The organism is Mesorhizobium sp. CA5, from assembly GCF_020165105.1.
In the GTDB taxonomy this organism is placed as follows: Bacteria; Pseudomonadota; Alphaproteobacteria; order Rhizobiales; family Rhizobiaceae; genus Mesorhizobium.
This window is the reverse complement of record NZ_JAIUHJ010000002.1, coordinates 268,035-281,762: the sequence shown is the minus strand read 5'-3', so window position 1 is coordinate 281,762 and position 13,728 is coordinate 268,035. Positions and strand designations below refer to the sequence as shown.

Here is a 13,728-nt window from a genome sequence, read left to right as displayed (position 1 = left end):
ATCAACGGCTCCTCGCTCCTGCAGTTGCCGCGATAAACTTGGGCTGCCCGGCTACGAGGCAAAGTGTGATCGAGAACCAAACGATCGGGTGGCGAATGACCAAATGCGGGAAGCCGAAGATGCCGATCGACAACGCAAGTGCCACCAGAGCGTCGAGCCTTGCACGCCAGGCAGAGATGGCCGCGAGGCCAAGGATCCACAACAGGGCGAGAACCGCTAGAATGCCTCCTTGAGTATACAAGTCCAGTAGCGTGCTGTGAGCCTCGAAAGGCAGGTCGATAAACTCCTTGGTCACGACAGATCTGTCGACATGTGGTCCCGGGCCGAGGCCCAGCGAAGCAGACCCCAACCCCTTGCCCAGAGCATTGGTCCAGATATTGATGCGCAGATTGGCTGTCTCGGCTGTCGCCTCACCACCCTCGCCTTTGGTCAGGCTCTTGGCGAAATTTTCAACAGTGCTCGTTTCCGCAAGCACATAGGGTGTTGCGGAGATTGCAAGAGGGACCAAAGCAAGCAACAGCAAAAGGCTGATTTGACGACCAAGAGTGACCCTTCCGCCAACCGCGACCCATCTCCGGACGCGCAACATCAGGAAAACCAAACCGGTTATCACTATTGTCAATAGATAGGTATCGCTCTTAGTCAATCGTCCGACGTATACTATGAGAACAATGCTTACTATGCCAAATGTCCTGGCTATCATATTACTTGTTGTCATTGAAAGGTATAGTGCAAGGGGACCGAACAGCGCGCAATAAAGTGCCAGTTGATTTGGGTTGTCCGACCATCCTGTGAACCTGTTCCAAAACCAAGGGTTCACTCCGGACTGGTGGAGTAAGCCGAATCCAAGCGCCAGCTGGAAAACAAAACACGCGTTCGCAATGACGATCACCCACCACGCGGTGCGACGCAGATGGCGATCCGCCTGAGGATCAGCCGCAAGCAGACATGTAACGAATGCCAGCAACAGATAGGCAATCATGTCGTGAACCGGCGCGTCCATGTACTGAACGCTCGTAAGCATGCCGACAATCATGCCTAGCCCGAGAGCGAATGCCATGATCCCCCAGAGGGCGGCAAAAATCGACAGGGCCGGCGTGGCTTCAAGTCGACCACCGGCAAGTACGCGGCCAATCGAAATCAGTATCCAAACCGCCAACAACAATTCGCTGATTCCGAACGGCGCGCCTGGAATTTCGAGTTGCGATGCATAAGCCATTGCAACGCCGCCGGCCAACAGGACGTCTCGGATCATTGGCGCACCTCGCCCAACGGACCAAATGCGGCATTCTTTTCGGTCTGCGAGGCCTGAACTGAGGCGCCAACGGCTTTGGCATCAAGAATATGCCGGTAAAGATCGCAATACTGGGCGACCACCAGCGGCAGCGCGAAATGCTGCTTGACGAATTCGATGGAACGAGCGCCCATGGCCGCCCCGGCGGGGCGGTCGGCCAAGACTTGATTTATCCTGGAAGCAAATGCCTCGGCATCGCCAGGCGGAACCAGGTATCCGTTCCAACCGGGCTGGACCACTTCGTTGCAGCCCGGCATATCTGACGCCACGATAGGCAGCCCAGCCAATCCCGCCTCGAGCAGGACGCGTGGCACTCCCTCCCGATATTGTGTCGGAAAGGCAAACAAATCCGCCATGCCAAGAAGGGCAGGAACATCGCGCCGTGGACCCAGGGCAATGACATGAGGGGAATGGCGTTCGATTTCCGATTTGTCGACGGCGAACGGCCCCTCGGATTCCCATGGACCAACAAGCACGAAACGCGCATTCGGCCTTTTTTCAAGAACGCGGGGTACTGCCTTAAGCAGCGTTGGGATGCCCTTCTCGCGCGTCAGCCGGCCGACAAAAATGATCACTTCAGCCGATGACAGCCCAAGCTGCTCGCGCATCGCCTGCGATGACGGAGCGCTCTGTCTCGCCCTGGCAAAGCCGTCGATGTCGATGCCGGAACTGCAGATCAGGCGACCAGTCCCGCGCCCGATGAGCCGGTAGCGCTCGAAGAACGCCTTGTCATCACGATTTTGGAAAACCGTGGCAGCCGTCCAGCGCGACGAAAGCCACTGCAGCCCCGAGAAGATCGGGCGCAGCGCCATAGCCCTCGGCTCACGGGAAGAAAACGTCCAGCCAAGACCATTGATGGTGCGGATGACAGGAACGCCCCCCCTTATCGCCAACGGCGTCAAGAGATTAGGCTTGGTATCAAAGCTCTGTACAATGTCCGGGCGCAGGTCCGAGATCAGTTTTCTGATCGTCCTTACGGCGCCTCCACTCCCACTGGAAAATCGGTCGAAGCCGTAGCGACGATGCGGAATGTCGTGCTGCGAGAATGCTGTATCCGGACCGCTCGACACCGCAGTGACTTGGAAGCCCTTCTGACGCAGCGACAGCAAAAACGGAATCCTGAAGGCGTGGTCCTCGCCTCCAACACACACAAGATGCGGATTCATGCTGTCTCCCCCGACCGCCCGTCTGACTTGGGTCGCGTGCACTGGTCAGCATTTCTTCGTGCTTCCATGATCCTGGTTCGCTACTCAGATACATGTTTTGCGCCAAGGTTCACGGTACGGGCAGGCTTGCCCAATGTCCTCGTCCGTTTGAATGAGCGGACCGATCTCGGGGTGCGCGCGGCTGCGTCGGAGCGCGAATTGAATGTCCATTTCGGCGAGGGGATTCGAGGCTCGGCTGCCTCTGAGCCGGTGACAAGGCCTCAGCTTGAATTGCGTCGGTTCAACCGTTCCTCAAGTCCAAGTTCGGCGAACGCGGTTGATCGCAGAACCCCGGATCTGACGAGCTATCGACGAAGATACGTTCCTAGCAAAATGCCTAGAGGAAGAGAGCACTCAAGCGAAGTGTCCTTCGCTCGAAAAAAGGGAGTGCCTCGCACTGGGCACACCCGAGAAAATTTCAAGTTTTCCCAAAAAACCGGGAATTGATCCTGACAACCGTTTCCTTATTGCTGTGTTCTGTGCCCAGCATCAATGATTCTACCGGTATCGGGTTGTTTTGGTTCCAGCAGCGTTTCGCTCGCCGCATCGTCGGTCTTTGTGGCCTGAAGGTTGAGTAACGGAATCGTGTTATCCCCGGCTAATTTGATGCATCATCGAACACCGAAATTCGATGCAAATCACTGTAAGGTTAGGCGTTTTTGGTGCTGGTAAAGTACTCGATCAATCATTCTATCAACATATTTCCGTATTTGATTTGGCGCTAATGTACCCTCTCGGTTAGGCAGGGGGTGGGGCGCTTATCAATCAGAAGAAGGATGTTCGCATGGCTACCATGCATTACGCCTATGGCGCCCCCGCCTCCGGCGCCATAGCTAATGGCTTCAACTTGATCGACCTTCAGTACGCGTCATCGGTCAACGCGCTGCCTGACGGCACCAAGGCTTTGATATATCTCAACGAGAGCAGCGGGGTGACCCAGTCTTTCATAGACAAGGTGACGCCCCTCCTCGGCAATTCCAAGGTTTTTGGCTTTTATCTCACTGACGAGCCTGATCCCACGGGCAAATACCACACACAGGTCAGCGCTGCGAATCTGAAGGCTGAATCCGACTGGATTCACTCTCATTTCCCGGGTGCGAAAACCTTCATTACGCTGATGGACATGGGGTCGTTCACGGCCTCCGATTACACCAACACGTACAATCCCGCCAACACGGGGATCGACTATTACGGGCTCGATCCCTACCCCGTGCGCTCGACCGCGGTCGACTTCAACTACATCGACAGAGCCGTCGCTGCAGCGGAGAAGGCGGGCATTCCGCAGAGTGCGATCATTCCTGTGTTCCAGACGTTTGGCGGCGGCGGGTGGTCGACCAATACGGGCGGGTCTTATGTGATGCCTACCACCGCCCAGGAACAGACCATCATGGACCATTGGGCAAAGCTCGTCCCGTCGCCAGCCTTTGACATGGCCTATAAGTGGTCCTCGCAAAATGGCGAGACCTCGCTTGGCAACACGTCGTCGATGCAGGCGTTTTTCCTGGATCACAACACCCATACCAGCACCAGCACCAACACTGGCACCAGTACTGGTAGTGGCACTGGCACCAGTAGCGGCACGACAACCCCACCTCCCGTCACGGCCCCGATCGCCGACCTAAAAGGCACCAGCGGCAACGACGTTTTACGCCCGGCCGACAACGCCGCACACACGATGGCGGGCTATGGGGGCAATGACGACTTCTATGTCAACAATGCCGCCAGCAAGGTGGTCGAGGCCGCTGGCCAGGGCCAGGACAGGGTGTGGACGTCGGTGAGTTATGCGCTTGCTGCCGGCTCGTCGATTGAGGTCCTCGGTACCCAGAAGGATGCCGGCACGACGGCAATCAATTTGACCGGCAACGAACTGCGTCAGCACATCATCGGAAATGCCGGCGACAACGTCATAAAGAGCGGCGGCGGCGGCGATTGGCTGACCGGCAATGGCGGCCACGACACCTTCGTTTTCAACAGCACCCTCAGCAAGAGCAATGTTGCCACGGTTACCGACTTCAGCCCGTCTGTGGACAAGATCCACTTGGATGACGCCGTCTTCAAAGGGCTCAGCGTTGGGGCGCTCGCAAGCAGTGCTTTCTATACCGGTACCGCCGCTCACGACAGCACCGATCATATCGTCTACAACAGCACGACCGGAGCGCTCTACTTTGACAGTGACGGCGCAGGCGGCGCAGCTCAGATTCAGTTCGCCGCCCTTTCCCCGCATCTTGGGGTTACGGCGAGCTCGTTCGCTGTGGTCTAGGACGGGCATGCTCTGGCGGTCTAGCGCGTACCTGCCATAAGATCGCCGTCGATAGGAGCCTGCAAGCTCCGCAAAGCAGGCATTACCGGCGAGAATGTTCGCCGGTAATGCCTACTCCACCGTCACCGACTTCGTCAGATTGCGCGACTGGTCGACGTCGGCGCCCATGAAGACGGCGCTGAAATGGCCAGCATCTGGATCTGCAGCGCATAGATGATTGCATGGATGCCACCACTATACTGGCTTGGCAGCAGCTCCGCCTCGAAGCTGGTCCATCGATCGAACAGATGAAGCCGAATTTTTCCGTACAGCCTAAAAAGGAGACCGGTGCGGGGCGATTTGGTGGATAGTTGGAGCATGCCGACGAGTTCAACGTGCGGGTATGGCGCAGCGGTTGGAGCCGCGCAATCCATCAAGTCGGAACCCGTCGCGCCAACAGCTTGGTCGCCAAAGTTCACACGCATCGGCAATCTGTGCATATCGGCGTTGCTCATGATGCTGATCTGCAGCCAATCGGCGCTGTCTGCGGGCGGCAGCGGCAAGACGCTTCACTACACCTCCGGTGGGCCGGGCGTTGCAATCGCGAGCGCGGGCTTCGACCTCGCCGATGTACAATCCGTAGAGCAACTCAATGCCTTGCCGCCAGGGATGAAGGGGCTGATATGGCTAAATGAATCCAGCGGCGTGACGCCACGCTTCATTGCCAAGGTGAGGCCATTTATCGGCAATCCGCGGCTTTTCGGTTTTCGCCTCTGCGATGAGCCGGACATCACCGGCAAATACCATTCTCCAGCAGTTAGTCCGGCGGCCCTGAAGGCCGAGGCCGAGTGGATCAGAGCCAATGTCCCCGGGGCAGTTACATTTGTTACTTTGATGGACATGGGGTCTTTCGAAGCCCCCGCCTTCATGAATACCTTTAATCCCGCCAACACGGGGATTGATCTTTTCGGCCTGGATCCATATCCGGTCCGCGGCAAAGCTTTCGATTTGGACTTCATCGATCGAACGGTCGAGGCAGCCGTTGCCGCGGGCATTCCTCTCGACAGGATTGTGCCCGTATACCAGGCCTTCGGCGGCGGCAATTGGAAGACCCGTACCGGAGCGGCTGCGGACGTCTATGTACTGCCGACACCGGACCAGGCGAAGCAGATCTTCGCGCGCTGGGCCACCTACTCTCCGGCTCCTGTATTCGACTTTGCCTATGCCTGGGGTTCGCAGAACGGAGACACCAAGCTAGGCAGCGCCAGCCCTGAGGCGCTCGAACTTCGCTTGGCGTTCAAAGCGCACAACACGGCGCCGTAGCAATCGCTGCGACCATTTTACAAGGTACCCCAGCTGTGCAGAACGCAGATCCTCATTGCTGCGCATCAGCCATTCAGCACCTAGTGCGTTTCACCGTTTCACGGAAACAGCGAAACGCCCTATCTCTTTGTTTTTTACGCAATTCCGGACGGAAAACCGCTCACACTTTTCCTGGAATTGCTCTAGACTAGCCGAACAGACGATGAACTTGGCCGTTCAGCTGTATGCCGAGTCCTCGGCTGCGAAACTTATGGACGATTGACCTCTTCTCTTGCCAGCGACGCTTCTCAGCTTGGCGCCCATGGAACCAAAGGACACCGCCAGCAAGAAGACAACATACGCCAATGCCGAATATGAAGAGAGGATCGCCCTGTTCGCCGCCACCAAAGAAAATCGCCGAGACGATAAACACACCGCCCGCGAGCGCGCCGACCCAGGCTGCTATGCCGCATCTGGAAAGCCCATCGTGCTGGCCGCAAAGAAAGCGGTAGCGCTCAGCGAGGCGCGCTTCGTCTTCGCTCAGCTTTAGCGCGCAGTCTCCGTTGGCTTCATGCATATTTTACCCCCTGCTTCCTTTGCATACGGGGTATCGGCGGCAAATGTTTCATTCAAGCGAGGGACAAGTTGCAATTTTTCGCACCGTTATGATGCCGTCGCGATGCAATGTGCAATAACTGGGTCAGGGGTAATGCTGAGCGTGGCTGGGCCGCTCTACGGAAGTCGCGACAATCCGTATGGCACTTTGCTTGGCCGTGATTCAGGGGCGGTGTTATTGAGAGCGGTCCTTCATTCGCACGGCGGAGGCTCCATCGAGATTTGTTATAACAACATCAGCCGGCGCCCTGTATCTAGTCCGTGCCCCCGCCGGTCAGGCCCGGCCCGTGGGCTCCCCCGTTCTCGTGCCGGGCCGCTCGCTTATTGAGCAGCGAATACGCAACACCGGGCCGATTTCTCAGAGGCCGACCAGGCGCGGCGGTTCAACCAACGCCACTCCAGCGGGCGAGTTGTCGAGCCGCCCTTCGCGGTCCGGCTTGCGATCAGCCAAACGCCGCTGAGTGCTTTTCGAACAACGCCAATTTGTCGGCATACCCGATGCGGTTCGCAGCTCCGCAGCCCTCGCATTTGAAGGTCGAGATCACCTTGAACCACGACCCTTTCCTTTTGAAGGCATGGTTACATTCCAAGCACTTGAATTCCAAGTCGGCATCATTCAGCGCCGCGGACAGGGGCATCGCTCACCTCCAATGACGTGTTCCTCATTCGCAATCATGCTGCCCGAAGACTATGAGCAAGATCACATGTTGATGCTGGGCCTGTTGCGGCTTGATGACAGGACCTCAGTCCCAATCGGCGTGCCCGCTCGCGATTGATGCCGCTCTCCTATCGCCCGATCAGCGTCAGCCCGAAAAGAATGGCGAGCCATAGCCCGGCGGCCGCGACGGCGAGCCGCGGCAAACTGCCGGTCAGATGCATGAACAGCATGGCAATCAGGATCGCCTTTGCGGCGGCGATCGCCAGGTTGAGCGCGACGTTGAACCCGCTGAGATCGACGAAGGACGACCCGACCGTCAGTGCCAGCAGCGCGAGCAGCCCGAGATAGCCGAAGGTGAGTTTGCGCAATTCGCTCATCGGTTGATCAGGTAGAGGACGGGGAACATGAACACCCAGATGATGTCGACGAAGTGCCAGTAGAGGCCGACGGCAACCACCCGGCGCAGGCGGTTGGCGGGGCTGGAGGGCCGCCACAGCGCGATCATGCCGGCGATGACGACGATGCCGCCGATCAGGTGCAGCGCATGCAGCGAGGTCATCGCGAAATAGAGGCCGAAGAAAAGCTGGGCGTGCACGGGATCCGGTCCTGCATAGCGGAACGGCAGGCCGAGAAGCGGGGCCAGTCCTTCGCTGATCTCCTTGCCGTATTCTATCCCCTTCACAACCAGGAAGCAGACACCCAGCACCGAGGTCGCGGCCAACGCCCAAATTGTCGCGCGCCAACGTCTCTGCAGCGTGAACCTGTGCGCCAATGCCATGGTGAAGCTGCTGGTGATCAGCACGGCCGTGTTGAAGGTGCCGAGTGGCAGCGAAAGATGCTTGGAAGCCGCCGCGAAGGCGGGGCCGAAATCGATATGCGCGATGAGGAAGACCAGGAAAATCGCGCCGAACAGCATCGCCTCGGAGCCGATGAACACCCACATCGCAAAATTGTCGGCGCGCCGTTCGCGCTGGGGCGTGTCGAAAGCGACGCTTTCGGTGCCGCTCATCGCGCCGCTTCCTCCCGGTGCGGGCTGAAGCGCTCGTGCTCGAGCCCCTTCATGTCGTAGGCATAGGCCGGTCGCGTCACGACCGGCATGGTCTCGAAATTATGCGGCGGCGGCGGCGAGCTCGTCTGCCATTCGAGCCCCGTGGCGTTCCACGGATTGTCGGGCGCGCGGGCGCCGCGAAACAGCGACCAGCCGAGGTAGAACAAGGGCATCAGATAGCCGATCGCCAGCACCACCGCGCCGCCCGAGGACAACACGTTCCAGAACTGGAACTCCGGCGGATAGGTATGATAGCGCCGCGGCATGCCGTCGAAGCCCAGCACATATTGCGGGAAGAAGGTCAGATTGAAGCCGACGAAAGTGACGGTCGCCGCTATACGCCCCGCGGTTTCCGAATACGTGCGGCCGGTCAATTTCGGCCACCAGAAATGCAGGCCCGCCATGTAGGCCGTCACCATGCCGCCGACCATGATGTAGTGGAAATGCGCGATGACGAAGTAGGTGTCGTGGACATGCACGTCGACCGCCAACGCCGCAAGGAACAGCCCCGCCAGCCCGCCGAAGGTGAACAGCGCCAGGAAGAACAACGCGTAAAGCATCGGTGTCTCGAAGCTGATCTCGCCCTTGCGCAGCGTCAGGCTCCAGTTGAAAACCTTGATCGCCGACGGGATCGCGACGCAGAAGGACAGGAGCGAGAACACCACGCCGGCATAGGCCGACTGTCCGCTGACGAACATGTGGTGGCCCCAGACCAGGAAGCCGAAGACGGCGATCGCCATCGACGACATCGCCACCGCCTTGTAGCCGAACAGCGGCCGGCGGCTGAAGCAGGGCAGCACCTCCGACACCACACCCATGCCGGGCAGGATCATGATGTAGACGGCCGGGTGCGAGTAGAACCAGAAGAGATGCTGGAAGAGCAGCGGATCGCCGCCGAGATCGGGATTGAAGATGCCGATGCCGAACACGCGCTCCAGCACGATCAGGATCAGCGATGCGGCGAGCACCGGCGTTGCCAGCACCATCACCAGGCTGGTGGCGTAGAGCGTCCAGACGAAAATCGGCAGTCGGAACCAGGTGAGCCCCGGCGCGCGTAGCGTGTGAACCGTGACGATGAAATTGATGCCGGCCATGATCGTCGAGAAGCCGACGATGAAGACGCCGAAGGCCGCGGTCGAGACGAAGCCGTTGGCATAAAGCGTCGACAGCGGCGTGTAGAAGGTCCAGCCGGTATCGACGCCGCCGGCCACCACTGCAAACAGCGCAAACAGGCTGCCGAAAATGAAGACGTACCAGCTGGCGAGATTGAGCCGCGGGAAAGCGAGATCGCGCGCGCCGATCATCAGCGGCAAAAGGAAATTGCCCATGGTCGCTGGGATTGACGGCACCAGGAAGAACCAAACCATGATGATGCCGTGCAGCGAGAACAGCCGGTTGTAGACATCGTCGGAGACGAGGTCGCCTGCCGGTGTCGCCAGCTCGATCCGCATCAGCACCGCCATCGCGCCGCCGAGGAAGAAGAAGGCCGTCAGCGAGATGAGATAGAGCCATGCGACGCGCTTATGGTCGGTGGTGAGAAGCCATGCCCGCAGGCCGCTGCCTTGGCCGAGATATGTACCCTGCATCGCCGCGTTGGTCATGGCCTGGCTCCAGCCGTTGGTCGAGGCGAAAGCGACTTCAGATAGGCGAGCAGCATCTGCAGCTCGCCTTCATCGATCAGGCCATCGAAGCTCGGCATGACCGGCTCGTAGCTTGCGGCGATCTCCTTCTTCGGGTTGAGGATGGAGTCGCGCAAATAGCGCTCGTCGGCGATCACCGTCTGCTGATTGTCGAGCGCCACCGGCCGGCCGAAGATGCCGTCAAGCGAGGGCGCCCTCACCTTGCTGCTCGCGCCATGGCAGCCGGAGCAGCCCAGCGCGCGAAACAGTTTCTCGCCGCTTGCGGCAAGCGTCTCGCCTTCGCCCTGGTTGTTCAGCCACGCGGCATATTGCTCGGGCGCCATCACGGTCACCCAGCCGCCCATTTCAGAATGCTGAGTGCCGCAATATTGGGCGCAGAACAGGTGGTAGCGGCCGGGCTCGGTGGCAATGAACCAGATATGGGTCGTGCGTCCAGGCACCGCGTCCTGCTTGATGCGGAACGCCGGCACGTAGAAGGAGTGGATGACGTCCTGCGAGGCGAGCGACACGACCACCGGTTTGCCGACCGGAACGTGCAGCTCGTTGATCTCGCGCTGGCCGCCGGGTTGCCTGAACTCCCACATCCACTGCTTGCCAAGCCCGGTGATCTCGAGCGCGTCCGCCGGCGGATGATCGCGGCGAACGAAAAGCGTCGCGCCCCAGCCGAAGAAGATGAAGGCAATGATCAGGCTGGCGACGGTCCAGCTCATCTCCAGCCACAGGGTACGGGAACGCTGTCCGGTGCGATCCGCCGGCGACCCGACGCGGTATTTCACCGCGTAGCCGACGACCAGCCCGGTGAGCGCCAGCCCGAGCACGGCTGAGAAAACGAGCAGCGTATAAAACAGCGCATCGACATGGCCGGCTTCCGACGAGGCTTCCTGCGGGAAGAAGGGAACGCCGAAGCTCACCTTGCCCTCCCCCGCATTTGCCAGAGCACCGTTGCTCCCAGGCCGAGCACCGTTGCCAGGCTGACCACTTTCAGCGCCGCCCAGACTACGGGAGTGTACTGGCCTTTCGAACTGTCGAACCCCGCGCAGAACAGGAAGACATGATCGGCAATCGACCCGAGCTTGTTGGCTGATGCTTCGACCAGCGCGAGTTGGAGATCGCGCGGCGTGAAGGTCAAGGCCGGCAATACCTGTGAAATTCGGCCCGACGGTGTGAGCGCGATAACTGCGATCGGATGCACGAACTGATCGATGTCTTTGCGCGGGTCGAAGGTGATCCCGGCCTCGTTGGCGAGCGCCGCGCCGGCGCTCTCGCTGCTGGTCAGAAAACGCCAGGCGGACAATCCCGCCGGGCCTGCGGCGGAAGCGATGTCATCCCGCGCCGCGGCGGCATCGGCGGAGGTCTCTTCGGGGTCGATCGAGATGAACAACGCGCGATAATCTGCAGGGCGAAGCGATGTCTTCTTCAGGTCGGACGCGACGGCCTGCTGGGTGACGCCGCAAAGGTTCGGGCATTTATCGTAGCCGAAGATGACAAGCGCCGGACGTCCATCGAGGGTCTCGCCAAGCGTCAGCTTCCGGCCGCTTGTATCGACCAATTCTCGCTCAAGGCTGAGCTGCGCGCCGAGCTTCGGATCGAAGCTCGGTCGTTCGGCGGCAAGAGCCGAGCCGGCAACGAGCAGACAAAGCGCAGCCAACAAGCTCTTCATCGCCCTGCCCCGCTTTGCTGTTGGCAATTCCGGGCCTGCGGCGCACGGGGAATCGCCGCCGTGAGCAGGGCGCAATCAGGCTCCGTGGCCGCTGCCGTCCGTTGCGACCAATCCGGCAGGCCGTGGCTGACCACCGCCCACATGGCGTCGTCGATCGGGATGCGCGCGATGCCGGCGTTGCGATCGACCCAGCCAAGCGTCTTGAGCTGGCGATCCTCCTCGGCGCGGAACGCGGTCAGATCCTGCCTTGGCGCGGCCTGCAAGCCCGGGCCTTCCGGACTGGTGTCCGTCGGAAGCGGCAGCCAGGTCGGCGCGGTGTTGAAGATGAGCTTCACGCCGATCGCAGCTAAAGCGATGAACAGCAGCAGCCCGCCGCCGAAGGCGAGCAGCACACGCGGCTGGACATCGCGCGTCTCGGGATGACGGTTCGCCTTAGCCATGGGCGACCTCCCGCTTCCACCAGACGACCCTGTCCGGCCGGCGGAGCAGGAAAAGGAACAGCGCGAGCCACAGCCCGCCCACTCCAATCCAGGCGGCCGCATCATGCCACAATGCCGGGACTCCGCCGGAAACGAGTGGCGGACGGATACGCCAGAACACATCGGCGAAATGGCCTGCCAAGGTAATTCCGGCGAGCCAGAGGAGGCCGGCACGGCTGCGTTTTAGGTTCCGGCTGAGCAGACCCGTGAAAGCCGAGACGTGCAAGGCAATCAGCAGCCAAAGAAGATACAGCCAGCCGCCCGCGGAGCGCATGCCATACCAGCGGATCTCGTCGGGCAGGTCGCCGCCCCAGACGACGACCCACTGCATGAACATGAGATAGATCCAGGTCAGCACGAAGCCGAGCAGCATGTTGGCAATATCTTCGCTGAGCGCGACGTCTTCCTCGCCGCCGGGCATGACTTCCACTGCCCGCCTTGCCGCCAGCACCAGGACGGCAACTGCGAATGCCCCGACCACCTCGGCCGAAGCTTCGCAAAGCGCATAGATGGTCGAGGTGAATTCAGGCTCGAGCGACAGCATCCAGTCGATGGCAAAGACGCTGACGGCAAGCGCGTGGAGAACGAGGCCAAGGGCGAATTTCTTGCCGTTGCGTTCATTCGAATTGGCCGGGGCGTCGGTCGTGCCGAGCACTATCCAGGTAAGGACGAGCCAGATCGCCGCGCAAACCGCAAAGCGCAGCAGGAAGAACGGCAGGTTGAGATAGACAAGCTTTTCATGGACAGTCTCCTGCAGTTTCGCTGTGTCGGCGCCGACCCACGGAAAGACGAGGTCGAGCCTTATCAGGACGGGCACGAGGGAAACCAACGCCAGCGGCAGCAGGGCCGTCATGGTGCGGAGCGGCTGGCGGACCGCTTCTCCCCAGCGCCCGCCGGTCAGCCCGTGCACCATCAGTATGGTCAGCGCGCCGAGCGGCAGGCTGAGCGCGAAGAGAATTGCGGGGAGCCAGGCGCTCAGCATCGCTTTGGCATCGAGCGATACGCCCAGACCGCAGACGACAAGTCCTGCGGCGCCCGCCGACAGAAAGCCTTGCTCGAGGCGGCTCATGGCGAGGCCTCCGCTTCGAGCCGCGCGCGCATGCTTTGCGGAAGTTCGGCGACCGGCGCGGCCCGCGAATATTGCAGCGCGCGGATGTAGGCGATGATCGCCCAGCGGTCCTGCGGCGGCACCCTGGCTGCATAAGAATACATGGCGCCATAGCCGTTGGTGATGACGTCGTAGAAGTGCCGGTCCGAGGCCTTGCGCAGGGCTTCCTGGTGGTAGCTCGGCGGCGCCGGAAAGCCGCGCTGGACGATTATGCCGTGACCATCGCCGGTGCGGCCGTGACAGGGCGAGCAGAAGATGTCGAAACGCTGTCGTCCGCGCTGCAGAAGCTCGATCGTGATCGGATAGGGGATTTTGTCCGGGACCGGCGTCAGATCGGCGTCGCGCGCGACGGTGCCAGTCACCGGTGTCCGCGCCGACATGCCGTCGGGGAACTGGTTGCTGGCCTCCAGCGGATCGTAGCGCGGCTGGTCCTCCATATCCTGCCGGCAGCCGGCGACGCCCAGCGCACCCAACATTAGC

Annotated in this window: 14 protein-coding genes; 2 read left to right on the top strand and 12 right to left on the bottom strand. The window is 60.5% G+C overall.

Annotated features, from left to right (window positions below; genetic code table 11):
* Nucleotide 1: 1 nt before the first annotated feature.
* Complete coding sequence (locus LB529_RS04265) at nucleotides 2-1,255, bottom strand: O-antigen ligase family protein (RefSeq protein WP_224710314.1); 1,254 nt, start codon at nucleotides 1,253-1,255, stop codon at nucleotides 2-4.
* Nucleotides 1,252-2,460, bottom strand: coding sequence for a glycosyltransferase family 4 protein (locus tag LB529_RS04260; protein WP_224710313.1), 1,209 nt, complete (start codon nucleotides 2,458-2,460; stop codon nucleotides 1,252-1,254). The genes LB529_RS04265 and LB529_RS04260 overlap by 4 nt, the downstream gene beginning before the upstream one ends.
* An 823-nt stretch (nucleotides 2,461-3,283) precedes the next feature.
* Here LB529_RS04260 and LB529_RS04255 point away from each other — a divergent pair.
* Nucleotides 3,284-4,759, top strand: a complete 1,476-nt coding sequence (locus LB529_RS04255; protein ID WP_224710311.1) for a calcium-binding protein — start codon at nucleotides 3,284-3,286, stop codon at nucleotides 4,757-4,759.
* Nucleotides 4,760-4,893: 134 nt separating this feature from the next.
* Here the strand turns inward: LB529_RS04255 and LB529_RS04250 are convergent, their stop codons facing one another.
* Nucleotides 4,894-5,253, bottom strand: coding sequence for a hypothetical protein (locus LB529_RS04250; protein WP_224710309.1), 360 nt, complete (start codon nucleotides 5,251-5,253; stop codon nucleotides 4,894-4,896).
* Here LB529_RS04250 and LB529_RS04245 point away from each other — a divergent pair.
* Nucleotides 5,252-6,061, top strand: coding sequence for a hypothetical protein (locus tag LB529_RS04245; RefSeq protein ID WP_224710307.1), 810 nt, complete (start codon nucleotides 5,252-5,254; stop codon nucleotides 6,059-6,061). The two genes, LB529_RS04250 and LB529_RS04245, sit on opposite strands and share 2 nt — an antisense overlap.
* A gap of 187 nt (nucleotides 6,062-6,248) precedes the next feature.
* Here LB529_RS04245 and LB529_RS04240 read toward each other — a convergent pair whose 3' ends face one another.
* The 9 genes from LB529_RS04240 to LB529_RS04200 form a co-directional block, all read right to left on the bottom strand.
* Nucleotides 6,249-6,617 carry a hypothetical protein gene (locus tag LB529_RS04240; RefSeq protein ID WP_224710305.1) on the bottom strand — a complete coding sequence of 123 codons (369 nt, stop codon included), beginning with the start codon at nucleotides 6,615-6,617 and terminating at the stop codon, nucleotides 6,249-6,251.
* 824 nt (nucleotides 6,618-7,441) lie between these two features.
* Nucleotides 7,442-7,690: a cytochrome C oxidase subunit IV family protein gene (locus tag LB529_RS04235; protein ID WP_224710303.1), complete on the bottom strand. Its 249-nt coding sequence runs from the start codon at nucleotides 7,688-7,690 to the stop codon at nucleotides 7,442-7,444.
* A complete protein-coding gene (locus LB529_RS04230; RefSeq protein WP_224710301.1) occupies nucleotides 7,687-8,322 on the bottom strand; it encodes a cytochrome c oxidase subunit 3 in 636 nt (211 codons plus the stop codon). Before LB529_RS04230 ends, LB529_RS04235 begins: the two co-directional genes overlap by 4 nt.
* Nucleotides 8,319-9,962, bottom strand: coding sequence for a cytochrome c oxidase subunit I (gene ctaD / locus LB529_RS04225; RefSeq protein ID WP_224710299.1), 1,644 nt, complete (start codon nucleotides 9,960-9,962; stop codon nucleotides 8,319-8,321). Before ctaD ends, LB529_RS04230 begins: the two co-directional genes overlap by 4 nt.
* A complete protein-coding gene (coxB, locus tag LB529_RS04220; RefSeq protein ID WP_224710290.1) occupies nucleotides 9,959-10,912 on the bottom strand; it encodes a cytochrome c oxidase subunit II in 954 nt (317 codons plus the stop codon). Before coxB ends, ctaD begins: the two co-directional genes overlap by 4 nt.
* Entirely contained in the window at nucleotides 10,909-11,649 is a 741-nt protein-coding gene (locus tag LB529_RS04215) for an SCO family protein (protein WP_224710288.1), read from the bottom strand. Before LB529_RS04215 ends, coxB begins: the two co-directional genes overlap by 4 nt.
* 8 nt (nucleotides 11,650-11,657) lie before the next feature.
* The gene (locus tag LB529_RS04210) at nucleotides 11,658-12,101 is read right to left on the bottom strand and encodes a hypothetical protein (RefSeq protein WP_224710286.1); all 444 of its coding nucleotides are present in this window, start codon (nucleotides 12,099-12,101) and stop codon (nucleotides 11,658-11,660) included.
* The gene (locus LB529_RS04205) at nucleotides 12,094-13,209 is read right to left on the bottom strand and encodes a hypothetical protein (RefSeq protein ID WP_224710284.1); all 1,116 of its coding nucleotides are present in this window, start codon (nucleotides 13,207-13,209) and stop codon (nucleotides 12,094-12,096) included. The genes LB529_RS04210 and LB529_RS04205 overlap by 8 nt, the downstream gene beginning before the upstream one ends.
* Nucleotides 13,206-13,724 (bottom strand): c-type cytochrome, encoded by a 519-nt coding sequence (locus tag LB529_RS04200; protein WP_263483690.1) that lies wholly within the window; start codon nucleotides 13,722-13,724, stop codon nucleotides 13,206-13,208. The genes LB529_RS04205 and LB529_RS04200 overlap by 4 nt, the downstream gene beginning before the upstream one ends.
* Nucleotides 13,725-13,728 lie beyond the last annotated feature (4 nt).